This is a genomic window from Kitasatospora sp. NPDC002227, assembly GCF_040296285.1.
Lineage (GTDB): Bacteria > Actinomycetota > Actinomycetes > Streptomycetales > Streptomycetaceae > Kitasatospora.
The window spans coordinates 245259-267926 of the sequence record NZ_JBEOWY010000001.1 but is presented as its reverse complement, the minus strand read 5'-3'; the positions used below and the strand labels follow the sequence as shown (position 1 = coordinate 267926).

The window sequence follows — 22668 nt, the reverse complement described above, 5'->3', positions numbered from 1 at the left end:
GGGGACGGCCGGGTCACAGCGGAACGACGGCCACCGGGCACCCGGCGTGCTGCACGACGGCCTGGCTGGTGGAGCCGAGGCGCCCGAGCGGCCCGCTCGGCTCGCCGCTGCGCCCGACCACGGCGAGCCGGTGCGCGGCTGTCGCCGCGACCAGCTCCTTCGCCGCTCCGGAGCGCACCACCGACGGGGTGACGGCCACCTCCGGGAAGCGCTCGCGCCAGCCGGCCAGCAGCTCGGTGAGCAGTCGCTCGTGCTCCGCCGCGACGTGCCCCTGTTCGTAGACCGGCGGGAGCTCGTGTCCCGGGCCGAGCAGCAGCGGATAGCTCCAGGCGTGGACCGCCGTGACGGGGAGGGACTCCCGCCGGGCCGCCTCGAAGGCGTACTCGAGCAGGGGAGCCTCTTCGTCCTTGCCCTCCAGGCCCACCACCACACCGCCGGAGGGCACCGGCACCGGGTGCACCACGACCACCGGGCAGGACGCGTGGGCGGCGACGTGGAGACTGGTCGACCCCACCAGGAGCTGGGGGAACCCGCCGGAACCCCGGGCGCCGACCACGAGCAGCTCAGCGTCGTCCGCCGGCCCGGTCAGTGCTTCGCGCGGGGTGGCCTCCTCCGCCAGCTCGGCCTCGACGGCCACCTCCGGGCAGCGTGCGGCGATCCGGGCCCACTCCTGGTCGAGCAGCTGGGCCTCGTCGTCGGTCGTGCCGCCGGACCGGGCGTGGAGCAGCCGCAGGCCCACCCGTCGGCGCGAGGCCTCGTCCGCCGCCCAGTCGACGGCGGCCCGGCTGGCCCCCGAGGGGTCCACGCCCACCACGACGAATCGGTTCATCCTCGGCACCTCCGCGCTACGTCGAACAGTCCCGTCCTCAGGCTATGCCGCTCACCGGACGAGCACCCGCCCGCCGGAGCGGGGCACCACCGCCGTCCGACCGAGCTCGTGGTCGATCCGGTCCCGCAGTGCCTCCGAGCCTTCCCCAGCCTCCGGCCGGGCTCCTGGCCGCCCTCCGCGTCCGCCTGGGCGAGCAGCGCGGTGAACACCCGCTCCCAGGTCCCGTCTGCCGTCCATGTCCGCAGCCGGATGATCCGCAGGAAACGGCCTGGCGCCGTAGCCTCCCGGTGCCGGAACGTGCCAGGATCCTCGGATGGAGATCCGTCGTGTCACTCAGGTCGAGGCGGCCGACGCCGCTGGACATCTCTTCGACACCGCCCCAGGGCGGGAGGCCACTGAACGGTTCCTGGCGGACGAAGGCCATCACCTCCTGATCGCCTATGTTGACGACGTACCGGCGGGGATGGTCACCGGTGTCGAGATGACCCATCCGGACAAGGGGACGGAGATGTTCCTGTACGAGCTGGGCGTGGACGAGTCGTTCCGTGGGCGTGGGGTCGGCCGGGCTCTGGTGTCGGCGCTGGCGGACCTGTCACGTGAACGGGGCTGCTACGGCCTGTGGACGATCACGGATCAGGAGAATGCGGCGGCACTGGCGACGTACCGCCGCACCGGCGGCGTCCCGGAGCCGGGGCAGGTGGTACTCACCTGGACCTTCGATCAGCTGTAGACCGACGTAACGGATCTCCGTCCCGTACCGGGTGGTTGGCGCCCCGGCGTCGGAGGTGCGGGGAGGTGCGGGGAGGTGCGGGGAGGCCAGGGGCCGGCCCGGGGCCGGTGCGGCGGTCAGCTGTGCGGGACCACCGCCACCGGGGCGACGGAGTGGTGCGGGACGGTGTGGGCCACGGGGCCCAGCCGCGGGCCGACCTCGTGCCGCCGCTCCCGGCGGCCGACGACCACCAGAGCGGCCGCCGGGCCGGCCGCGACCAGGGCTCGGGCAGCGCCGCCGAAGCGCACCTCCGGGCGCAGGTCGAGGCTGGATGGTGAGCGAGCCGTCCTGTTCGTTGTGGTCCAGGCCGTCGCGCTCTGGCAGCCCCCGGGATGCCCACCTTTCGGGTCAGTTTCCGCAGGTCGGAGGAGTCTTGCAGGTCGCATGTCCGATTGAATGCGCTTCCGACCTGCGGAAATAGGGGTTGCGAAGAAGATCATTTCACCACCGGTGCACATGCGGCGGCGATGACGATGAGATGCGACGAGGAGCGCCGAACGGGAACGGCGAGAGCCGTTGGCGGCACACCGCTCGGTACTACTGATCGTGACCGCTCGCGAGAGGGCCGAGGACCTGGCCCCGGTGTCGAGGGCTTGTGCTGTGACCCTCGACAATCCCTGGATCAGGCCTGCCGTAGGCACAGGGTGCCCCAGTGGAATCCGGCGCCGATGGCGGACATGACGTAGGTGTCGCCCGGGCGGAGCCGGCCGGTGGAGGCGGTCTGGTGCAGGGCGGTGAAGATGCCGGCTGCGCCGGTGTTGCCGAGGCGGTCCAGTGTGACGGGGACGCGGTCGGCGGGGATGCAGAGGCGGGTTCGGGCTGCGTCGAGGATGTTGAGGTTGGCCTGGTGGAGGAAGTAGTGGTCGATGTCCAGCGGCCTGAGGCCGGCGTGGCGGGTGGCGTTGGCGATGCTCTCGGGCAGCCGGGTGGTGGCGGTGTCCCAGACGGCGTGGCCGTCCATGCTGACGTAGTGGGTGCCGTCGGCGAGTGTCGTTGCACTGGTGGGGAGTCGGGAGCCGCCCGCGGGGATCTGCACGGCGTACGAGAGCTCGGAGCCGATGTCGTAGGAGAGCAGTCCGGCGCCCGGCGTCCGGCTCTTGGCCAGGACCACGGCTGCGGCGGCGTCGCCGAAGAAGACTCCGGCGGTGCGGTCGCCGGGCCGCGTGAGCCGGGAGGCGCAGTCGGCGCCGATGACCAGGATGGTGGCGATGGAAGGGTTCTGCAGGAGGTGTGCGGCCAGGAGTACGGCGTGGACCCCGGCCGCACAGGCTGCCTGCGCCACGTCCAGGGCCAAGGCCCGGTGCGCGCCGAGGGCGTCCTTGACGATCAGTGAGGTCGAGGGCATGGGTTGGTCCTGGGTGTAGCTGGCCACGACGACGGCGTCCAGGCCGGACGCTGGGACGCGGGCTGCTTCCAGGGCGGGGCGGGCAGCGGCCACGCACATGTCGGAGGTGGCCAGCTCCGGCGCGAGCCGGCGGCGTTCGTGAATGCCGGTGCGGGCGGTGATCCAGTCGCCGCTGCGCTGGGTGGTACGGGAGAGGTCGTCGTTGGTGACCACGCCGGGCGGGATGTGGATGCCCGTGCCGGTGATCGCGAACGGGACCTGCAGACCGTCACCGGTGTGGGCGGCCGTGCCCCGCGGGTCGGTGGTGGTGGTCATGCGACAGTGCTCCGGTCGGCGGAGGTGAGGACCTCGAGGTCGGCGTAGTACCGCCCTGACGGGCGGGGCAGGCCGAGCAGGATCCGGCGGGCCGCCTCCGCGGTGAGCGCACCACCCAGCGCGACGCCGGAGGCCAGTTGGGGCCAACTGCTCAGCGTGGTACCGATCCTGGGGATGGCGGCGGCCATGTCGGAGCTGATGGTCTCCCGGCCGACCATGGCGAGGATCGTGTCCACCGTCTCCTGGTGGGTGAGGTCCGCGAGATCGCGTGCGGTGGTCGGTCCGAGCAGCCCGTGCAGGAGAGGCCGGTCGGGCTCCAGGTCGAAACGCTCGATGTCCAGCATGCCCCGGTCGTTGGCGTCCATGACGACCGGAACGCCCAGGGCTCGGGCCCGCTCGCGGGCGGCGAACTTCACGTACGGGGTGTCGCACTCCTCGACCAGCAGGTCGATCGGCCCGGAACCGCCGGTGAAGAAGTCCTCCATCGTCTCGTCGGTCAGGCCGCCGGGGTAGATCTCGATGTCCAGCCAGGGATCGATCTCCGCCATCTGCCGGGCGGCGATCACGCACTTGTTGATCCCCAGGTGGTGGACACCGGCCCGCAGCCGGTTGAGGTTGGAGAGGCTGAGGGCGTCGAAGTCGGCCAGCTTGAACGCCCCGGCGATGCCCTCCATGGCGAAGGTCAGGGCGGCGCTGCTGCCGACCGACAGCCCGATGACGCCGACTCGGCGCCCCAGCAGCTCTCGTTGCTGGGGCCGTTCGATCCGGCCCCGGTTGCGGTCGGTGCGCACCAGGCGGAACTCCTCGCGGGGCAGCAGGTGCACGAGCCGGCCCGACCACGGGTACCAGACCCACGTCCCGTACTCCCGCAGTCCGCTTCCCGTCAACTGCTCGGCGACGGCGTCCGACAGAGCCCCGGCATCGCGGCGCAGCGAGGGGTCGCGACTGGTCACCAGCTCTGTCAGCTGCTCCTCGACGGTGTCGAGCAGTTCGCGGACCCGGCCGGATCCAAGGAGCGTGTCGAAGGCAGATGCGTCGGGCTCGTTCGCCAGGTCGAACAGCACCGGTTGCCAGCAGTCGGCTCCGGCGGCGGGTGCGGGGTGGGGGTGTGTAGCGGGTGCGCCGGGTGCCGTTCGGGTGTGTCCCGTGGGCGCCGGTGCGGTGCGCAGGCGGTCGACGGAGGTCACGAAGGCGGGGAACTCCTCCTCGAGGAGCTCGACCAGGGCGTGGTACTCACCGGCCGGGTCCACTGCCCGGTACAGCATGGCCACGACGTCCTCGGTGTACTGCTCGACGTACCGGCGTGTCCCCGGCAGAGGGCGGAAGCCGAAGCGCTCGTGGAACAGGTCCTGGCCGTCGGCGGTGCCCGAGGTTCCGATCATGGCCTTGGCGCCGAGGTGTCGTGCGGCCGCGATGGCGACCGCGTTGAGGTGGACCCCCAGGCCAAGTTTGCGGGCGTGGTGTTCGACGACGAGGCGGCTGTGCTCAAACGTTTCGGCGGGGCCCAGACCGTGTTCCCGCAGTACCTCCTCGAAGTGCTCCGATCCCAGGTAGGCCCTGCTCTGGAACAGTGCGCTCGTCTGCGGGGTCGAGAGCCGCACGTATCCCAGCGGGCGCTCGTGCGGGCGGCGCCTGGCGAACACGTGCCAGGCGCCGAAGTCGAGGTCCTGGTCGTCCGTGTAGTCGCCCTCCGGCCTGCGGAAGTCCGGGCGGCGCCCGCGGTCGTACAGGATGCGGGCTCGCAGGTTCCGGGTCTCGGTCACCAGCGGGTCGTCAGCCGCGAGGTCCTCGGGGAGGTGGAGCGCGGAGATGTGCCATCCCCTCTCGGACGGAATGCGTTCAGCCGGCATGACTGTCCCTTCTCGTGAACTCGGCACGCGCGGTACGGCCGCGCGTCGGGGGTGGGGTGTGGCCGGCCGTCATCGGGCTGTCGGGCCGGGCGTCGCCGCGTACTTGGTGGCGAGCGTTTGGGTGAGCTCGCCGACGGTGGTCCTGGCGGCGGCCTCGTCGTCCTGGATCTCGACGCCGAGCTCCTCCTGCAGGATGAGCGCGAGTTCGGCGAGCGAGAGCGAGTCCAGGCCCAGGCTCTCCAGGGTGGCGTCCGGGACGATCTCGGACTCCGGGACGTCGAACTTGCCGGTCAGAGTGGAGCGCAGGGAGGTCTGGACAGGAGACACGGGGTGCCCTTTCGGAGACGGTGCGGTCGTTCAGGGGGAGGGGAGGATCGAGGTGCCGGACACTGGCGCGCCGGGGGTGAGATCGGGCCACAGCAGGGCGGCCGAGCCCCAGGTGAGTCCCGCCCCGAAGGCGGTGAGCAGCACCCGGTGCCCCGGACGCAGGTCCTGGCGGGCGGCCGCGTCGGCGAGAGCGAGCGGAATGGAGGCCGCGCCGGTGTTGCCGACCTTCGCGACATGGTTCACGCACCGCTGTGCGGGGAGGTCCAGGCGCTCGCCCACCGCGCTCAGGATGCGGGCGTTGGCCTGGTGCGCGACCAGCCGGTCGATGTCCGTCGGGGCCCAGCCGACGTTCTTCAGGACCGTGCGCGAGGACTCGGTCATCCGGGTCACGGCGTGCTGGAAGACCGCGCGGCCGTCCATGCGGAAGTAGCGGTCGGCCGGGCCGTAGGCTTCCGGCCTGGCTCGTTCCAGCGCGCCGCCACCGGGTACCTCGATCAGCCGGTGGCCGCTCCCGTCGCTGCCGAGGTCGAAGCCCAGGAGACTGCCCGGCTCCCCGGCGAAGCCGCGGCGCAGCACCACGGCTCCGGCGCCGTCGGCGAACACCACCCCCGCGCTGCGGTCGTCGGGGGCGATCAGCGTGGAGTACACCTCGGCCGCCACCAGCAGGACCCGTTCCGCGACACCGGCGCGGATCACGCCCGCGGCGGTGGCCAGCCCGTAGACGAAGCCGGCACATGCCGCTGAGAGGTCCCACGCCGCGGTGCCTGTCAGCCCCAGCCGGGCCGCGAGCTGCGGCGCCATGGCGGGCATCGGCCGGTCCGGGGTGGAGGAGGTCACGATGACCGCGTCCACCCGGGCGCCGCCGACCGACGCCAACGCCCGCCGCGCGGCGTGCTCGGCCGCCTCTCCGGTGGAGGTGCCCGGCTCCACCCAGTGCCGGGTGGTGATGCCGGTACGCCGGCGCACCCAGGCGTCGTCCACCTCCCAGGCGGCGGGCAGCTCGCCATTGGTCACCGCCCGTGGCGGCACCCACCCGCCCAGACCCTCCAACACCGCTGCTGCAGAGCCGAGTTCGTCGGACACCCGTAACCTCACCAAGATCGACCGCGAAGAGGACAGCCCGACTGTAGGGAGGATGTGACGGTAGATCATCTCGGGTTCGAGGTCGAACGGTCGGGAGTTGCATGCGCAAGATCGAGATCTGCGCAGATCAGGACGCCGATGGCCAGAAAATGCTACGGATGCTACCTACTTCGATGATCACTCCGACGGGCGAACGGCGGAGTTCATCGATGTGTGGTGGCATGCAGGGTGGCCGACCCCGCAACTGTGCGCATCCGGTTCGCGTGGGGCGGGTGAAGGCGGCCGCGACTCGCGGGGCTACGACGCGGCGAAGAAGATCGACGGAAGGAAGCGGCATCTGGTGGTGGACGCCAAAGGCCTGCCGCTGTTCGGGGGAACGCTCAGTCCGGGATCTTCCCGCGGGCCGGGACCTTGGTGATCGGCCGCCGCCCGGCGGATCGGGTCGGCTTGCTCGGCCCGGTGGCCCACGCTGTTCTGTGCCACGCCGACTTCCCGGTGGCAGTCGCACCCGGGGCGTGACGGGACCTTCGGGACCGGTCGGGGGCTGCTCGGCCTCTGTGGCCGGCCGTCGCCGGCCGCGAGCCTGTCCGTCAGACACGAGGTCGCGCGCACCGGTCCGCGACCGCAGGACGAAGGAGGTCGTGATCATGTCTCACGCTGTGGTGGTGGGAGTCGACGGCTCGGTGCAGAGCGCGGCGGCGGCCGAGTGGGCGGCTCGCCAGGCCCAGCGGAGCGGCTGTGCACTGCGGATGATCCACGCCGGTGGAGCGGAGCCGGCGCTGCTGCCGGAGCCCACGGACCGGGCGCAGTCGTTGCCCCGGCCGGTGCTCGAACTGCGGAACCTCCTCTCGGACCTGCTGCCGGGCCTGGAGATCTCCTGCGAGCATGTGCCCGGCCACCCCGTAAATGCGTTGGCTGCCGCAGGGGACCGGGAGGGACTGCTGGTGCTCGGTTCGCGCGGGCTCGGCGGGCTCGCCGGCTTGCTGGTCGGGTCGGTCGCGCTGCGCACGGCGGCGCACGCCGCCTGCCCGGTGGTCCTGGTCCGGCAGGGTTGGGAGGGCGACGGCGGAGTGCAGTCGGGCGTGGTGGTGGGGGTGGACAGCGCCCGGCTCTCTGGCGAGGTACTCGCCTTCGCCTTCGAGCAGGCCGCTGTACGGGGGGCGAAGCTGCGGGTGTTGGAGAGCCGGAGCCTGTCCACCGGACGGTACGTGACGGCGGCTCCGGCAGACCCGCCGGAGATCATGAAGGCCTTGGCAGCGGAGGCGCCGGCCCGGCTGGAGGATGCGCTGGCACCCTGGCGGGAGAAGTTCCCCGAGGTGCCCGTCAAGGCTGAGGTGACCGCCTGGCCGGCCGGGCGGGCACTGGTGGAAGCCTCCCGCAGCGCCTCGTTGACGGTGGTGGGCCGGCGGACCTCGAAGACCCGGCCGGCCGTGCCCGGACTGGGCGCCGTGGCCCACGCGGTGCTGCACCACGCGCACAGCCCGGTCGCGGTGGTGCCGCACGACTGACCGACAACGCCATCGTGGCCGTGGCAGGACCGACACCAGGTCCTGCCACGGCCGCCGGCGTGTCCGACCCCGGGGGTGGTGGCCCCGGCAGCCGGTGGGACGAGGGACCTTCGGCCCGCAGGCGTACCCCAACGGCCACCTCCCCGCGCGGTGCCGCTCGGGAAGGCTGTGGGTGCCAGCACGGGCGACGCCCGCCAGCGCACGATCCCCCCGGATGACGAACCGAAAGGTGGTCCCGCCATGCCCCGCCGCCCGCAGGCCGAGGAACCGAATCCTCCCGCCCCCGCCCCGGCCGGCACCACCGCCGTGGACAGCCTGGTCGCCCACGCGCTGACGGCTCTTCGGGACTACGCCGACTTCACCCAGGTACAGGTCGACCACATCGTCAAGAAGGCGTCCCTGGCCGCCCTGGCGCAGCACACCGGCCTCGCCGCGCTGGCGGTGGAGGAAACCGGGCGCGGCCTGTTCGAGGACAAGGCCGTCAAGAACGTGTTCGCCTGCGAGAACGTCACCCACGTGATGGCCCGGACGAAGACCGTCGGAGTGGTGCGCCGGGACGAGATCGACGGGATCGTGGAGATCGCCGAGCCGGTCGGCGTGGTTGCCGGCATCACCCCGGTCACCAACCCCACCTCCACCACGATCTTCAAGTGCCTGCTGGCACTGAAGACCCGAAACCCGATCGTGTTCGCCTTCCACCCTGCGGCGCAGCGCTGCTCGGCGGAGGCGGCCCGGATCGTGCGGGACGCCGCGGTGGCGGCCGGAGCGCCGAAGTTCTGCATCCAGTGGATCGAGCGGCCGTCGATGGCGGCCACCCGGGCCCTGATGAACCACCCGGATGTGGCCACCATCCTGGCGACGGGCGGCAACGCGATGGTCCGGGCCGCGTACTCCTGCGGCAAGCCCGCGCTCGGTGTCGGCGCCGGCAACGTCCCCGCCTACGTCGAGAAGAGCGCCGACCTGAAGCGGGCCGTCAACGACATCGTGCTGTCGAAGACCTTCGACAACGGGATGATCTGCGCTTCCGAGCAGGCCGTCATCCTGGACACGGAGATCCGCGACGCCGCGGTCGCCGAGTTCCGCGCGCTGAAGGCGCACCACGCGAGCGCCGAGGAGAAGGCGCTGCTGGAGCGGTACCTGTTCCCCGCAGCCGACGGGGGCGCCTCCTGCTCCGGCGAGCGGCTGAACACCGAGGCGGTGGGGCGCAGCGCCCACGAGATCGCCGCGGCGGCCGGGTTCGAGGTGCCGGCCGACACCTCGGTGATCCTGGCGGACGCGGAGCGGGTCGGGCCGTCGGAGCCCCTGACCCGGGAGAAGCTCTGCCCGGTGCTGGCCGTGCTGACCGCCTCCTCGCGCCGCGCGGGCGTCGAGCTGGCCGCGGCGATGGTGGAGTTCAACGGGCTGGGGCACTCGGCTGCGGTGCACACCGAGGACGCGGCCTTCGTCGAGGAGTTCGGCCACGCCGTCAAGGCCTGCCGGATCATCTGGAACGCCCCCAGCTCGCAGGGCGGCATCGGCGACGTCTACAACGCCTTCACCCCCTCGCTGACGCTGGGCTGCGGCTCCTACGGCCACAACTCCGTGGCCGGGAACGTCTCGGCACTGAACCTGCTGAACATCAAGCGGAGCGGGCGGCGCAACACGAACATGCAGTGGTTCAAGGTCCCGCCGAAGATCTACTTCGAGCGCAACAGCGTCAAGTACCTGGCGAGCATGCCGAACGCCCACCGGATCGTCATCGTGACCGACCGGACCATGGTCGAGATCGGCCACCTGGAACGGATCCGGGCGGTCCTGGACCGCCGGCGCGATCCGGTCGAGGTCCGGGTGGTCGACTTCGTCGAGCCCAATCCGAGCATCGACACCGTCCGGCGGGGCGCCGAGCTGATGCGCGGCTTCCGGCCGGACACCATCATCGCGCTCGGCGGCGGCTCGCCGATGGACGCGGCCAAGGTGATGTGGCTGATGTACGAGCACCCGGAGGTCGACTTCGCCGACCTGAAGGAGAAGTTCTTCGACATCCGCAAGCGCGCCTTCACCTTCCCCGACCTGGGCGGGATGGCCAAGCTGGTCTGCATCCCGACCACCTCCGGCACCGGAGCCGAGGTCACTCCGTTCGCGGTGATCACCGACACCGCGACGGGGCAGAAGTACCCGCTGGCCGACTACGCGCTCACCCCGAGCGTGGCCATCGTCGACCCGGCGCTCACCACCCACCTGCCCAAGGACGTCACCGCCGACACCGGCTTCGACGCCCTCACCCACTGCATCGAGACCTACGTCTCGGTCTACGCCAACGACTTCACCGACGGCCTGGCCCTGCAGGGCGTCCGGCTGATCTTCGACAACCTGGAGCAGGCCGTCACCGACGGCCCGGACAACCCCGTCGCCCGGGAGAAGATGCACAACGCCGGAACGATCGCGGGCATGGCCTTCGGCTCCGCCTTCCTCGGCGTCGTGCACGCCATGGCCCACACCCTGGGCGCCACCTTCCACGTCGCCCACGGCCGCACCAACGCCCTGCTGCTGCCCCACGTGATCCGCTACAACGGCACGGCACCGACCAAGGTGACCAGCTGGCCCAAGTACCGCAGCTACGCGGCCCCCGAGCGCTACCAGGCCATCGCCCGGGTGCTCGGCCTGTCCGCCGGCACCCCCGAGCAGGGCGTCGAGTCCCTGGCCACCGCGGTCGAGGAACTGCGCGACCGGGTGGGCATCCCGCGCTCCTTCAAGGAGGTCGGCATCGACGAGACGGCCTTCCTGACAGCCCTGCCGCAGCAGGCGATGAACGCCTACGAGGACCAGTGCGCCCCGGCCAACCCGCGGATGCCGCTGCTCGCCGACATGCAGCAGCTGATGCGCCAGGCGTACTACGGCGACCGGTCCTGACCACCACCCGAGCAGAGGGGCACCCCGACCATGACCACACAGCAGCACGGGACCGCGACCGCCTGGCACGGATTCCAGGGCGACCGCTGGCGCGAAGCCATCGACGTGCGCGACTTCATCCAGCACAACTACACCCCCTACCAGGGAGACGCCTCCTTCCTGGCCGGGCCCACCGAGCGGACTCGCTCGGTCTGGCAGCAGATCACCGACCGCTTCCCCGAGGAACGGGCGAAGGGCGTGTACGACGTCGCGTACGACATCCCCGCCGGCATCACCGCGCACGTGCCCGGATACATCGACCGGGAACGGGAACTGATCGTCGGCCTGCAGACCGACGCCCCGCTCAAGCGCGCGATCATGCCCTACGGCGGCTGGCGGATGGTCGCCGGCGCGTTGAAGACCTACGGCTACCCGGTCGACCCGGGACTGGAGAAGGTGTTCACCGAGTACCGCAAGACCCACAACGGCGGCGTCTTCGACGCCTACACGCCCGAGATCCTCGCCGCCCGCAAGGCCGGCGTCATCACAGGCCTGCCCGACGCCTACGGGCGCGGCCGGATCATCGGCGACTACCGCCGGGTGCCGCTCTACGGCGTGGACCGGCTGATCGAGGCGAAGCGGGCCGAGAAGGCCGAACTGGACCACCTGCCGCACGATCCGTCGCTGCTGGAGGAGACCATCCGGGAGCGCGAGGAACTCGCCGAGCAGATCAGGGCACTCGGCGAGTTGAAGCAGATGGCCGCAGGCTACGGCCACGATGTCTCCGGCCCCGCCACGACGGCCCGCGAGGCGGTCCAGTGGCTCTACTTCGCCTACCTGGCTGCAGTGAAGGAGCAGAACGGCGCCGCGATGTCGCTCGGCCGCACCTCCACCTTCCTCGACATCTACCTGCAACGGGACCTCGACGCCGGCAAGTTGACCGAGGAGCAGGCCCAAGAGCTGGTGGACGACTTCGTCATCAAGTTGCGGATCGTGCGCCACAACGCGCTGTAGCAGCGCTCACCCGCACGCGGTGCCGACGCCCTCCCCGACCACGGGCGTCGGCACCGCGTCTCTGTGCAAGGAGAACCGGGATGGCAGAGTCCCCCGAAACCCACCGGCGCGACGGTCGGCGCACCACCGCCGACGAGATCGTCCAGGAGGCCGCCAAGTACACCGAGTTCATCCGCGCCACCGACGAGCTGCTCGCCGACACCGACCTCGTCCTGCTCGACATCAAGTCCTGGGACCGCGCGCTCCACCGGCACCTGACCGGGCAGCGGCTCACTACCACCCTGGACTTCGCCCGGCGCCTCGCCGGCCTCGGTACGGAGGTCTGGGTCCGCTTCGTCCTCGTCCCCGGGCTCACCGACCTTCCCGAGAACCTCGAGGGCGCCGCCTCCTTCGCCGCCTCCTTCGCCGCCTCCCTCGGCAACGTCGCCCGCGTCGACGTGCTGCCCTTCCACAAGCTCGGCGCCGCCAAATGGCGCTCGCTGGGCGTGGAGTTCACCCTCGCCGACACACCGGCGCCGACCCGCGACCAAGTGGCCGCGGCCCGCGCGGTGTTCGCCGCCCACGGCTTGCACGCCGTCTGATCGAGCCTGTCACACCCGCTCCCCGGCACCGTCGAGCCCCACAGCTCGGCCACCGACCGCGGAGCTTCGTCGTGCCCGCGCCGCGTGCCGGTGATGAGGCGCCGGCCTGGCTCGAGACGCGTCTGAATGCGGCTGATGCCGAGGGCTTATCCGTGCGCGCCTCCGGGTCGCCGAACCGGGGTCATGGCCACCTGGCAGCGGACGAGATCCGTGCGATGCAGAACCGCAGTGGCCGGCCGCGATCGTGTCGCGGTCGGCCACTGCGGGTGTGGTGGGGGTCAGCGCAGCCAGGGGTGGTCGCGCACGATCGGGAGGGCGGCCCAGCGGCGGCCCAGCCCCCAGCTGTTGCCGGAGGCGGTGGCGGCCAACACGATCAGCAGCAGGGCGTAGACGAGGTGGTAGTCGACGACGGGGTTGGTGGAGCCGCTGGCGGCGCCGGCCGCCAGGTGGCGGGCGGGCGGCCACTCGGCGGTCCACATCATGGCCAGCAGGAGGGACCCGCTCGCCGCGGCTATCCGCAGGCCGATCCCGCCGATGAGAGCGAGGCCGATGCCGAGCAGGCCGAGCATGAACAGCCAGTCGGCCCAGGTCTGCCCGGCCCACTGGTGGAAGGCGGACTGCAGCGGGCCGGCCGAGACGTGGCTGAGGAAGCCCTTGGTGGGCGAGCCGCCCTTGACCCAGGCGGCGGCGCCCTTGGTGGCGTAGCCGAGGCCGAAGGTCTTGTCGAGGAAGGCCCACAGGAACACGAAGCCGAGGCTGACCCGGGCGGCGGCCAGGGCCATGGCCGTGGTGGTTACCGTGCCGACGACGGCGGCTCGGTCGGCCGGCCGTGCGGTGCGGTGGAACCTGGCCGTGAGGCGGCGGGGCATCCTGGGGGTGTGGGCGTGGTGGACGGACATGACGGGCTCCTCTGCTGGTTCTACTGCCGGAACGGCGAGTTGGTGATGCGCGGGTGTGTGCTTCGGTAGGCGGGCGGCTGCGGTCCCCCCACCGTCACTTGCGGTGCATGGTGTGCAGGGCCTCGGCCAGGACGTGCGGGTCGTGGTGCCCCTTGTGGACGGCCGGGGGCTGCCGGTCGAGGCCGAGGAGCTGCGTCACTGCGGTCCAGGCGGTGCGTACGGAGTACTCGACGGTGAAGACGACGTCGTCGGGTACCTCGGCGAACTGGCCGATGAAGGCGAGGTTGGTCGAGCCCTTCGGTACGACCTGCGGGCGGTCGCCGTGGCTGCGGACCAGGAACTGGCTGGTGATGTAGGGCATCAGGCAGGGGATGACGGTGGATGCCTCGGCGACGCGCTCCGCGGTGGCGGTGTCCACGGCCAGGTGGTGCAGGACCTCCTGGAGGATCTCCTCCCCGCTGCACTCCCGCATGGGCTTCTGGACGTACGTCCCGGGCTTGTCGGGGAAGAGGCCGTAGCCCCACCAGACGGACACGCCCTCGGGCTGCTGCTGGTAGACCGGCTGGCGGTTGACCACGACGGTGAGCAGCCAGGGGGAGTCGGTGAGGGTGAGCAGGCCACCACGGCCGGTGGCACGGCCGGTGAAGTTCTCCATCCAGTCCAGGAAGGCCGGGTCCTTGGCAGTGACGGTGAAGGACTCCCAGGTGGAGTCGGCGATGCTGCGATCGAACACCTCCGGGCGGCCGAAGTCCTCGCGGCCGCGGGCGATGCGGTGCCAGAGCAGGAAGGAGGAGGGGCTGCGCGAGGTGTGCGGGCCTTCCGGCGGGGCGGTGTGCGAGCCGAGGGTGGAATCGGCGGTCATCGAGCCGTTGGTGACGAAGACCAAGTCGTCCGGGGCGACCGGAAGGTCGGCGTGCGGCCCCGCGAAGTGGATGCGCTCGACGTTCGTGCCCGTTCCCGTCCGGAAGGACAGGTCGGTCACCCGGTGGCCGGTGTGGATCCGCACGCCGCGCTCCAGCAGCCAGGCGGTCAGCGGGCGGACGATCGAGTCGTACTGGTTGTACCGGGTGCGGTAGATCCCGGACATCGTCTCGAACTCGGGGAACAGGTGGACGAAGCGCAGCAGGTAGCGGCGGAACTCGATCGCGCTGTGCCAGGGTTCGAAGGCGAATGTGGTGCACCACATGTACCAGAAGTCGGTGGTGAAGAAGTCCTCGCGGAAGCAGTCGGTGATCCGCTTGCCGTCCAGCATCCGCTCCGGTGTGGCCAGGCACTTGACCAGCTGAACGCGGTGGTGCTCGGAGAAGCCCAAGGCGTGGCCGTCGCGGATCGCTCCTCCCTCGCCCACCAGGCGGGTGGCGTCGTCCCAGGGGGATTCCTGGTGGGAGTCGTAGACGTCCTGGGTGGCGGAGACCGACGGGTCGTCCAGCGACGGGATGCCGGACAGCAGGTCGTAGGTGCAGCGGAACTGGGCCTCGAACATCCGCCCGCCGCGCATCGTGTATCCCGCGTCCGGGGTGCCGCCCGCGTCCAGGCTGCCGCCGACCTCCTCCTGCTCCTCGAAGAGGTGGATGTCGCTCCCGGCGAAGCCGCCGTCGCGGATCAGGAACGCCGCAGCGGACAGGGCGGCTATGCCGCTGCCCACCAGGTAGGCCTTTGCCATCGGAATGCTCCTCAACTCTGCTGTACGAAAAGTGGTGTTCATGCCCGAGCGGCCGGTCCGAGCGGCGCTCTGCTGATCGGGGTGTGGATGACAGCCTGCTCCGGGCCGGCTGCCCGGGCTCTGGGCCGTTGGTCACTGGTTGGGGAACAACGGTCCCGGCGGCACGGCCTCGAGGTGTTCGGCGCAGATCCCGGTCGTCCTCGGCCGTGCCGGTGACCGGGCGGGCTGCGCGCTGTGGTGCGTCCAGGGAGCCAGGTCCCGGCCTGTCGGTCCCAGGCGCAGCAGCCGTCTCGCACCGGGGCTGAAAGTCCCGGCACGGCGACCCCCTCGGCCCTTCGCCACCACCTGCCGGCCGACCGATGGTGGAGACGACCACAACGAGAAGGGGAATCACCGTGACCGAGCAGAACGAGTCCCAGCGGCGGATCGTCGTCGGCGTGGACGGATCGCCGTCCTCGATCGACGCGCTGAGCTGGGCCATCGAACAGGCGCGCACCCGCGGCGCCGTCATCGAGGCCCTCGCCGTCTGGCAGCACCCGGTTGCCACCGGTTGGACAGTGCCGATCGAGGCCGACGAGGACCTTGCCGCCATCACACGCAAAGTGCTGGACGACGCCGTCGTTCAGGCGGCCGGCGCGGCATGCCCGGTCGAGATCCGGCCCCGGGTGGTGCAGGGCGGCGCCGTACCCCGCCTGCTGGAGGCGGCTCGGGGTGCCGACCTCCTGGTCGTCGGCAGCCGGGGCCATGGCGGCTTCGTCGGCGCGCTGCTGGGCTCCGTCAGCGGCCACTGCGTGCAGCACGCGACGTGCCCCGTCGTCGTGGTCCGCCACTCGACGGACTGATAACCCGACTCCACGACACCGCCCGTCCAGGACCTGAGCCGGACGCCACACCGCACCGCACCGCACCGCATCCACTGCACCCGACCGCGCGGCCCTCGGGGCCGCCGGCCCCAGAGAAGGAGTGAGCCGATCATGCGACACCGCATCGTGGGAGAGCTGATGACCCGGGCCGTCGTGTCCGTCCGGCCCGACACCGGCTTCAAGGAGATCGCCCGCCTGCTCGCCGAACACGACATCACCTCCGTGCCGGTCCTGGACCACGAGGAGCGGCCGATCGGTCTGGTCTCCGAGGCCGACCTGCTGCTCAACGAGGCCGCCCAGGAGGACCCCGCCGGACTGCTGCTCACCCCGCGGCTGTCGCCCGACGAGCAGACCCGCAGCCGCGCCGCCACCGCCGAATACCTCATGACCAGCCCGGCGGTGTGCGCCCGGCCCGAGTGGACCGTGGTCGAGGCCGCCCGCCTGATGCAGCGCGAGCACCTCAAGCGCCTGCCCGTCGTCGACGAGGCCGGACGCCTGGTCGGCATCGTCAGCCGAAGCGACCTGCTACGCGTCTTCCTCCGCCACGACCGGGCCATCAAGGAGGAGCTCACGCACGAGATCCTCGACCGCACCCTGGGGCTCGCCCCAGGCAGCGTCGACGTTCGGGTCAACGAGGGCCGGGTCACCCTGAACGGCACGGTCGAGCACCGCGCCCTGGTACCGGTGGTGGAACGGCTGTGCCGGAGCGTGGACGGTGTCATCGATGTGACGAACCGCCTCGACTACCGCACCGATGCCCCGGTCCGCTGACCAGGGTTGCCTCGGTCGGTGTCCAGAGCCGTGACCGCGGCTGCCCCGGCGTCGGTTCCGGGGCAGCCGCGGCGGAACTGTGGCTTCTCTGAGTCGGCGCCGGAGATGTCGGTCCTCCGCTTGGGACTGGTGCAGGGCCCGGACCAGCGCCTCGACGTCCTCCCGGAGTTGCCTCGCTTCGGCTGCTACCTCAGCCCGAAGCTCCTTCTACCAGGCGACCTGCTTCTTCAACCTCTTCTCGCAGCCAGGCACGGCTCCGCGGGCTCTGACCTTGTCGTAGAACGCGTTCGGGAGCGGCAGGTGCCATACTCTGCCGCCCTGCGCGTGACGCTCGACGGGCGCCACCAAGCTGACCGGCCCCCCGGCCCGGTGGAACCTGGGCGGCTCCCGCCTGCCCGAGCCGCTACGTGCCCTGGGCCGCGCAGGCCGGGCTGGGCCCGCGCTGCGCCAACCCGTTCCGCAACATCGTGACCCGGGCGGTGGAGCCGTGGGATGGGGCGGACCTCGCGGTCGTGGTCGACGCCGTGCACGGCCACCCCGGTGAGCCGGGCCTGATCCACCGGGTCACCGTCGACATCGACCGCCTGCTGGCCGATCCCCTTGCCGACGCGGTGCCGCGTGTCGTCGCCGAGGTGCGCCGGGCGGTGGAGGAGTTCCGGGCATGACCACCGAAATGCGGCCGACCGGGATACAGAGCACCGTTGGTCCCCGGTCGGGACACGGAAGGTCCGGGTCCCCCGGCGGCGGACCGAGGACCTTCGGCCCTCGGGACCGGAGCGGCCCGCGCGACAGCCTGAAAGGTGATGGCCGAGGCGATCGACCTGCTCAAGGACCGGCTGACGGACCGGCTCGACCGGGTCCGTCGGCACCGCTCGGGCCACCGGCAGCTCGCTGCCCCACCGCGCCGGGCCATGGCCGAGCAGGAGCACCGCCCGCATCGGCTCGACCGGCAGCCGGAGGACCGGCGGATCGTGCGCCACAAGTCCTACAGCCTGCCCAGGCAGGATGCCTGGGCGGCGGTGGCGCCGATGGTCGGGCTGACGGTGGGTGCCGCTTGAGGTGTTGGTGCTCGCGGTCGGCGAGGCGGTAAAGGGGCTCGAACTCGGCGGCTGGCCAAGCGTGTTCATCACCGACGCGGCCACGGGGCGCGGGAACGTGCTGTACCACCGGTACGACGGCCACTACGGCCTGATCACTCCGGTCCGGTAGCGGGAACGGCTTCGCGTGCGGCCCGCCACCGGGGACGGTGGCGGGCCGCAGTGCCGGGTCGGGTCAGAGGCCGCGCTCCGCCTCGGCCACGTGCTGCTTGACGGTGGCGAAGCTGTCCGGGGTGACGGAGATGGAGTCGATCCCGGCCCGGACCAGGAAGCGGGTGAACGCCTGGTCGTTGCTGGGGCGTTGGCCGCAGAGACCGACATGGCGGCCGGCCTCGTGGGCGGTGGTGATCAGGTGCTCGATGGAGCGGGTGACGGCCCGGTTGCTCTCGTCGAAGAGGTGGGTGAGCAGGTCGGAGTCGCGGTCGACGCCGAGGGTGAGCTGGGTGAGGTCGTTGCTGCCGATGGAGAAGCCGTCGAAGCGCTCCGCGAACTGTTCGGCGAGGACGATGTTGGCGGGGATCTCGGCCATCACGTAGACCTGCAGGCCGTTGCCGCCGCGTGGCAGGCCGTTGGCGGCCAGCTCGGCGAGCACCCGGTCGCCCTCCTCGGGAGTGCGGCAGAACGGGATCATCGCGACCACGTTGGTCAGCCCCAGCTCCTCGCGGACCTTCCGCAGCGCCCGGCACTCGAGGGCGAAGCCCTCGCGGTAGCGCTCGTCGTAGTAGCGGCTCGCGCCCCGCCAGCCGATCATCGGGTTGGCCTCGACCGGCTCGAACGGCCTGCCGCCCACGAGCCCCGCGTACTCGTTGGTCTTGAAGTCGCTCAACCGGACGATCACCGGGTCCGGCCAGCGGGAGGCCGCGATCCGGGCCACCCCGGCGGCGAGACGGTCGACGAAGTAGTCCGTGCGGTCGGCGAACCCATCGGTGAGGGCGTCGACCCGGCGGCGCTCGTCGGCGGAGAGACGTTCCGGGTGGACCAGGGCCATCGGGTGGACCCGGACCTGGTGCGCCACCACGAACTCGGTCCGGGCCAGCCCGACGCCGTCGGCCGGGAGCTGCCACCAGCGGAAGGCGGCGGCAGGGTCGGCCAGGTTGAGCATGACTCGGGTGCGGGTCCTCGGCAGGGCCGAGAGGTCGGTGTCGGTCGTCTCGTAGGGCACCCGCCCGGCGTACACGTTCCCCTCCGCGCCCTCGGCGCAGCTGACCGTCACCGGCCGGCGGTCGGCCAGCGCGGTGGTGCCGGTACCCGTGCCGACCACGGCCGGGACGCCCAGCTCCCGGCTGACGATCGCGGCGTGCGAGGTGCGCCCGCCGTGGTCGGTGACGATGGCCGAGGCCCGCTTCATCAACGGCTCCCAGTCCGGGTCGGTGATGCCCGTGACCAGCACGGCGCCCTCGGGGAAGCGGTCGAGGTCCACCGGACTGTCGAGCAGGCAGACCGGGCCGGCGCCGATCGCCTCGCCCACCGCGATGCCCCGCAGCAGCGGCTCGGCGGAGCCGGTCAGCCGGAAGCGCCGCAGCACGCCGCCGTGCCGACGGGACTGGACGGTCTCCGGGCGGGCCTGGACCAGGAACAGCTCGCCGGTGCGGCCGTCCTTGGCCCACTCGATGTCCATCGGGCAGCCGTAGTGTGCCTCCACGGCCACCGCCCACTCGGCGAGGTTGCGCACCTCGGGGTCGGTCAGTACCCGGGCCGCCCGTTCCTCGGGCGTGGTCTCGACGGTCCGGGTCAGGCCCTCCTCGGCGTAGACGGCCTTGCAGCGCTTGGGCCCGGTCTGCGCGCTCAGCACCGGGTTCAGGGCCGGGTCCTTGAGCAGCGGCTTGAACACCAGGTACTCGTCCGGGTCCACCTGGCCGCTGACCACCGTCTCGCCCAGGCCCCAGGCCGCGCTGACCACGACCGCCTCGGGGAAGCCGGTCTCGGTGTCCAGGGTGAACATCACGCCGGCGCCGCCCAGGTCCGAGCGGACCATCAGCTGGACGCCGACGGAGAGCGCCACCGTCAGATGGTCGTAGCCGAGCCGCTCCCGGTAGTCGATCGCCCGGTCGGTGAACAGTGAGGCGAAGCACCGCCGGCAGGCCTCGAGGAGCGCCTCGGGCCCCCGCACGTTGAGGAAGGTCTCCTGCTGCCCGGCGAAGCTCGCCTCCGGCAGGTCCTCGGCAGTGGCGCTGGAGCGCACGGCCACGTCCGGGTCCGGTTGGCCGGCCCGCCGGGCGAGCTCGGCGTACGCCTCGGTGAGCGCACCGGCCAGGGCCTCGGGCAGCGGCGCCGCCAGGACCGCCGCGCGGACGGCCGCACCGACCTCGGCCAGTGGCGCACCGGCGTGCAGGCGGGCGAGCTGGTCGCGGACGGTCTCCCGGAGGCCGTCGGTGCCGAGGTACTCGCGGTAGGCGTCGGCCGTGGTGGCGAACCCGTCGGGCACCCGGACACCGGCCGGTGCCAGGTGCCGGACCAGCTCCCCCAGCGAGGAGTTCTTGCCGCCCACCAGGGCGACGTCGTCGCGGCCGAGCTGGTCGAACCAGATCACGCGGTCCATCGGTACTCCTCCTGAGGTCGTGTGCTCCTGCTGACAGCCAACCGCTCGGCGGCCCTGGCCCGGGAGAGCCGGTGGGGCCCCGGAGGTGGGCCGGAGGTCCCTTCTCGGGGCGCGGTGCGGCCCGCGGGACCACCGGCGTTGCGGGCCGGGACCGTGACGTCCTCGGTGCGCAGACCCAGGGAATGATCGGCACCCTGCTGGCCCGCGAACTCACCGCACTCCTGCCCGGCCGGAGCGTGGCCGCGCTGGCCACCCACACCGAGATCGACCGCGCCCCGGACGGCTGCGACGACTGGACCTGCCGGCCGGCTCGATGAGGCATGACGCCGAGGCCACCGCTGCTTTCAAGCTCCCTGGACGTTCAATCGTGCGGGACGACCGCGACCGGGGCCTGTGTGTGGTGGAGGACGGCATGCGCGACGCAGCGGATGGTGGTGGTCTCGCCCGCGCCGTTGGGGTCGAGGAACCCGAACACCTCGCCCCGCCGCACCGTCAGATCGAGGCCCTCGACTCCGGTCCGGCGGCCGTAGCGCTTGCTCAGCCCGGCCAGTTCGATGGCCGGTCCTTCCTGCTCCATGGTTCTCCTCCTCCTTCGGTGTCGTCGGTCAGCGGATCAGGACGCGTTCGCCGGGCGCCGGGACGACGGCGTTCCAGCCGAGCTCCTCGGCGATCCGCCGGCGCAGGTGCTCCGATCCGGACGGTTCGCCGTGGACCAGGTAGACCGTGCCGGGGGCCGGGGCGTCGCGCAGCCAGCCGAGCACCTCGTCCGCGTCCGCGTGCGCGGAGAAGCCCGGGACGTCGACCACCTCGGCCCGGACCGGGACGTAGCCGCCGTACATCTTCAGTGCCCGGGCACCGTCCACCAGGTCGCGGGCCCGGGTGCCGTAGGCGGCGAAGCCGACGATCAGGACGGTGTTGCGCGGGTCCGGCAGCAGCCGCTGCAGGTGGTGCACCACCCGGCCGCCGGTGGCCATCCCGGAGGCGGAGACGATGATGCTCGGCACCGCGCTGTGCTGGATGCCGGCCGACTCCTCGGACGAGCGGGCCGCCGTGAACGGCTCGGGGTCGAGTGCGCCGCTGCCGTCCTCGGTCACCTCCGGCCGCAGGCAGGGGGAGCGGCGGTCGATCGCGTCCTGGTAGATGCGCAGGGTGCGCAGCGCCATCGGGCTGTCCACGAAGACCGGCACGGAGGCGGGGATCTTGCCGGTGCGCTTGAGTTCGGCGAGCTCGTGCAGTACCACCTCGGTGCGGTCGACCGCGAAGGACGGGATCAGGACGTGCCCACCGCGCGCCAGGGTGCGGTTGACCGCGTCGGCGAAGTGCACCCGGGAGGCCTGGTCGTCGTGGTGCCGGTTGCCGTAGGTGGACTCCACCAGCAGGACGTCCGCGCCGTGGAAGGGCTCCGGCGGGGTCAGCAGCGGGTGCACCGGGCGGCCGAGATCGCCGCTGAAGGCGATCGTCGCGCCGTCCTCCAGGGTGAGGTGGGCCCAGGAGGAGCCCAGGATGTGGCCCGCGTGGTGCAGCCGGAGCACCGTGCCCGGGGCGATCTCGGTGGGGGAGCCGAGCTCGATCGGGCGCAGCAGCCGCAGCAGTTGGTCGACGTCGTGGTCGTCGTAGAGCGGCTCGGCGGGGCGGTGCTTGGACCAGCCGTGGAGGTTGGCGTGAGCGGCCTCCTCGCGGAGCAGGTGGGCGCTGTCGCGCAGCACGAGCTCCGCGATCCGGGCTGTGTCGGGGGTGCAGTACACCGGCCCGGCGAAGCCGTCGCGGACCAGGCGCGGCAGGTAGCCGCAGTGGTCGAGGTGCGCGTGGGTGAGCACGACGGCGTCGACGTCGTGCGGGTCGAGCGGCAGCGGGCGCCGGTTGCGCCGGCGCAGTTCGGCCGGGCCCTGGAACAGGCCGCAGTCCACCATGACCCGGGCGTGGTCGGTCTCCACCAGGTACTTGCTGCCGGTGACGGTGCCCACGCCGCCCAGGAAGGTGAGCAGCCCCGGGCGAGGGGCCGAGGCGCGCCTGGGCGGGCATTCGTCGAGGTCACTGTGCATGGGTGCCACCTGCTCTCCGGGCCGTCGGCCGCATTGTCGGCTGTCGTGGACCACCCTGGCCGTCAGGGCGGGCGGCGACAGCGGGCCGCAGGTCCCTGCCCCCGGGCCTGACGGGCCACCAGGCCGTCCGGTACGGCGGGCCGTTCCTGCCTGTGACGGGGCCGTTCGGCCCTTGTGATCGGCGTCGCCTGGGGGCGGCAGTCGGGCGGAGCCCGGTCGGTGGTGGGAGGAGGGACATGAGGACGGAGATTCGGGCCGGGCGTGGACGACTTTGCTCTGCGCAAGGTCGACTCGCATGCCACGCT

21 protein-coding genes and 1 pseudogene are annotated in these 22668 nt (G+C 72.0%); 11 read left to right on the top strand and 11 right to left on the bottom strand.

Annotated features, from left to right (window positions below; translation table 11 throughout):
* Positions 1 to 13: 13 nt before the first annotated feature.
* Positions 14 to 829 (bottom strand): universal stress protein, encoded by an 816-nt coding sequence (locus ABT095_RS01150; protein WP_350527123.1) that lies wholly within the window; start codon positions 827 to 829, stop codon positions 14 to 16.
* Positions 830 to 1142: 313 nt separating this feature from the next.
* Between ABT095_RS01150 and ABT095_RS01145 the strand changes: the two genes are divergently transcribed.
* Positions 1143 to 1559 (top strand): GNAT family N-acetyltransferase, encoded by a 417-nt coding sequence (locus ABT095_RS01145; RefSeq protein ID WP_350527122.1) that lies wholly within the window; start codon positions 1143 to 1145, stop codon positions 1557 to 1559.
* Between the two features lie 116 nt (positions 1560 to 1675).
* Here ABT095_RS01145 and ABT095_RS01140 read toward each other — a convergent pair whose 3' ends face one another.
* The 5 genes from ABT095_RS01140 to ABT095_RS01120 all read right to left on the bottom strand — a co-directional run bounded on the left by ABT095_RS01140 (position 1676) and on the right by ABT095_RS01120 (position 6518).
* Positions 1676 to 1846, bottom strand: a complete 171-nt coding sequence (locus ABT095_RS01140) for a universal stress protein (protein ID WP_502884778.1) — start codon at positions 1844 to 1846, stop codon at positions 1676 to 1678.
* Positions 1847 to 2220: 374 nt separating this feature from the next.
* Positions 2221 to 3258 carry a 3-oxoacyl-ACP synthase III family protein gene (locus ABT095_RS01135; RefSeq protein WP_350527121.1) on the bottom strand — a complete coding sequence of 346 codons (1038 nt, stop codon included), beginning with the start codon at positions 3256 to 3258 and terminating at the stop codon, positions 2221 to 2223.
* Positions 3255 to 5108, bottom strand: a complete 1854-nt coding sequence (locus ABT095_RS01130; protein WP_350527120.1) for a ThiF family adenylyltransferase — start codon at positions 5106 to 5108, stop codon at positions 3255 to 3257. Before ABT095_RS01130 ends, ABT095_RS01135 begins: the two co-directional genes overlap by 4 nt.
* A gap of 69 nt (positions 5109 to 5177) precedes the next feature.
* On the bottom strand, positions 5178 to 5435 hold the full coding sequence (locus ABT095_RS01125) for an acyl carrier protein (RefSeq protein WP_350527119.1): 258 nt from the start codon (positions 5433 to 5435) through the stop codon (positions 5178 to 5180).
* Between the two features lie 30 nt (positions 5436 to 5465).
* Positions 5466 to 6518, bottom strand: coding sequence for a beta-ketoacyl-ACP synthase 3 (locus ABT095_RS01120; RefSeq protein ID WP_350527118.1), 1053 nt, complete (start codon positions 6516 to 6518; stop codon positions 5466 to 5468).
* A 647-nt stretch (positions 6519 to 7165) separates the two neighbouring features.
* On the opposite strand from ABT095_RS01120, the gene ABT095_RS01115 reads away from it, so the two are divergent.
* The 4 genes and pseudogenes from ABT095_RS01115 (at position 7166) to ABT095_RS01100 (ending at position 12489) form a co-directional block, all read left to right on the top strand.
* Complete coding sequence (locus ABT095_RS01115; RefSeq protein ID WP_350527117.1) at positions 7166 to 8026, top strand: universal stress protein; 861 nt, start codon at positions 7166 to 7168, stop codon at positions 8024 to 8026.
* A 240-nt stretch (positions 8027 to 8266) separates the two neighbouring features.
* Entirely contained in the window at positions 8267 to 10915 is a 2649-nt protein-coding gene (adhE, locus tag ABT095_RS01110; protein ID WP_350527116.1) for a bifunctional acetaldehyde-CoA/alcohol dehydrogenase, read from the top strand.
* A 30-nt stretch (positions 10916 to 10945) separates the two neighbouring features.
* Positions 10946 to 11893, top strand: a pseudogene (locus ABT095_RS01105) (pyruvate formate lyase family protein); the annotation flags it as partial.
* Positions 11894 to 11988: 95 nt separating this feature from the next.
* Complete coding sequence (locus ABT095_RS01100) at positions 11989 to 12489, top strand: hypothetical protein (RefSeq protein WP_350527115.1); 501 nt, start codon at positions 11989 to 11991, stop codon at positions 12487 to 12489.
* A gap of 278 nt (positions 12490 to 12767) precedes the next feature.
* On the opposite strand, the gene ABT095_RS01095 is transcribed toward ABT095_RS01100, so the two are convergent.
* Together ABT095_RS01095 and ABT095_RS01090 are read right to left on the bottom strand one after the other, a co-directional pair.
* Positions 12768 to 13388: a hypothetical protein gene (locus ABT095_RS01095; RefSeq protein ID WP_350527114.1), complete on the bottom strand. Its 621-nt coding sequence runs from the start codon at positions 13386 to 13388 to the stop codon at positions 12768 to 12770.
* Between the two features lie 94 nt (positions 13389 to 13482).
* Positions 13483 to 15093 (bottom strand): oleate hydratase, encoded by a 1611-nt coding sequence (locus tag ABT095_RS01090; protein ID WP_350527113.1) that lies wholly within the window; start codon positions 15091 to 15093, stop codon positions 13483 to 13485.
* 353 nt (positions 15094 to 15446) lie between these two features.
* On the opposite strand from ABT095_RS01090, the gene ABT095_RS01085 reads away from it, so the two are divergent.
* The 5 genes from ABT095_RS01085 to ABT095_RS01065 all read left to right on the top strand — a co-directional run bounded on the left by ABT095_RS01085 (position 15447) and on the right by ABT095_RS01065 (position 17894).
* On the top strand, positions 15447 to 15893 hold the full coding sequence (locus ABT095_RS01085) for a universal stress protein (RefSeq protein WP_350527112.1): 447 nt from the start codon (positions 15447 to 15449) through the stop codon (positions 15891 to 15893).
* 132 nt (positions 15894 to 16025) lie between these two features.
* Positions 16026 to 16685: a CBS domain-containing protein gene (locus ABT095_RS01080; protein WP_350527111.1), complete on the top strand. Its 660-nt coding sequence runs from the start codon at positions 16026 to 16028 to the stop codon at positions 16683 to 16685.
* A 407-nt stretch (positions 16686 to 17092) separates the two neighbouring features.
* Entirely contained in the window at positions 17093 to 17350 is a 258-nt protein-coding gene (locus tag ABT095_RS01075) for a hypothetical protein (RefSeq protein ID WP_350527110.1), read from the top strand.
* 138 nt (positions 17351 to 17488) lie between these two features.
* A complete protein-coding gene (locus tag ABT095_RS01070; RefSeq protein WP_350527109.1) occupies positions 17489 to 17743 on the top strand; it encodes a hypothetical protein in 255 nt (84 codons plus the stop codon).
* Positions 17733 to 17894, top strand: a complete 162-nt coding sequence (locus tag ABT095_RS01065) for a sigma 54 modulation/S30EA ribosomal C-terminal domain-containing protein (RefSeq protein WP_350527108.1) — start codon at positions 17733 to 17735, stop codon at positions 17892 to 17894. Before ABT095_RS01070 ends, ABT095_RS01065 begins: the two co-directional genes overlap by 11 nt.
* Positions 17895 to 17957: 63 nt before the next feature.
* On the opposite strand, the gene ppsA is transcribed toward ABT095_RS01065, so the two are convergent.
* Positions 17958 to 20321 (bottom strand): phosphoenolpyruvate synthase, encoded by a 2364-nt coding sequence (gene ppsA / locus ABT095_RS01060; RefSeq protein WP_350527107.1) that lies wholly within the window; start codon positions 20319 to 20321, stop codon positions 17958 to 17960.
* A gap of 182 nt (positions 20322 to 20503) precedes the next feature.
* On the opposite strand from ppsA, the gene ABT095_RS01055 reads away from it, so the two are divergent.
* Positions 20504 to 20638 carry a hypothetical protein gene (locus ABT095_RS01055; RefSeq protein WP_502884777.1) on the top strand — a complete coding sequence of 45 codons (135 nt, stop codon included), beginning with the start codon at positions 20504 to 20506 and terminating at the stop codon, positions 20636 to 20638.
* A gap of 44 nt (positions 20639 to 20682) precedes the next feature.
* On the opposite strand, the gene ABT095_RS01050 is transcribed toward ABT095_RS01055, so the two are convergent.
* Positions 20683 to 20898: a hypothetical protein gene (locus tag ABT095_RS01050; RefSeq protein ID WP_350527106.1), complete on the bottom strand. Its 216-nt coding sequence runs from the start codon at positions 20896 to 20898 to the stop codon at positions 20683 to 20685.
* Between the two features lie 28 nt (positions 20899 to 20926).
* Complete coding sequence (locus ABT095_RS01045; RefSeq protein ID WP_350527105.1) at positions 20927 to 22363, bottom strand: MBL fold metallo-hydrolase RNA specificity domain-containing protein; 1437 nt, start codon at positions 22361 to 22363, stop codon at positions 20927 to 20929.
* Positions 22364 to 22668: the final 305 nt, after the last annotated feature.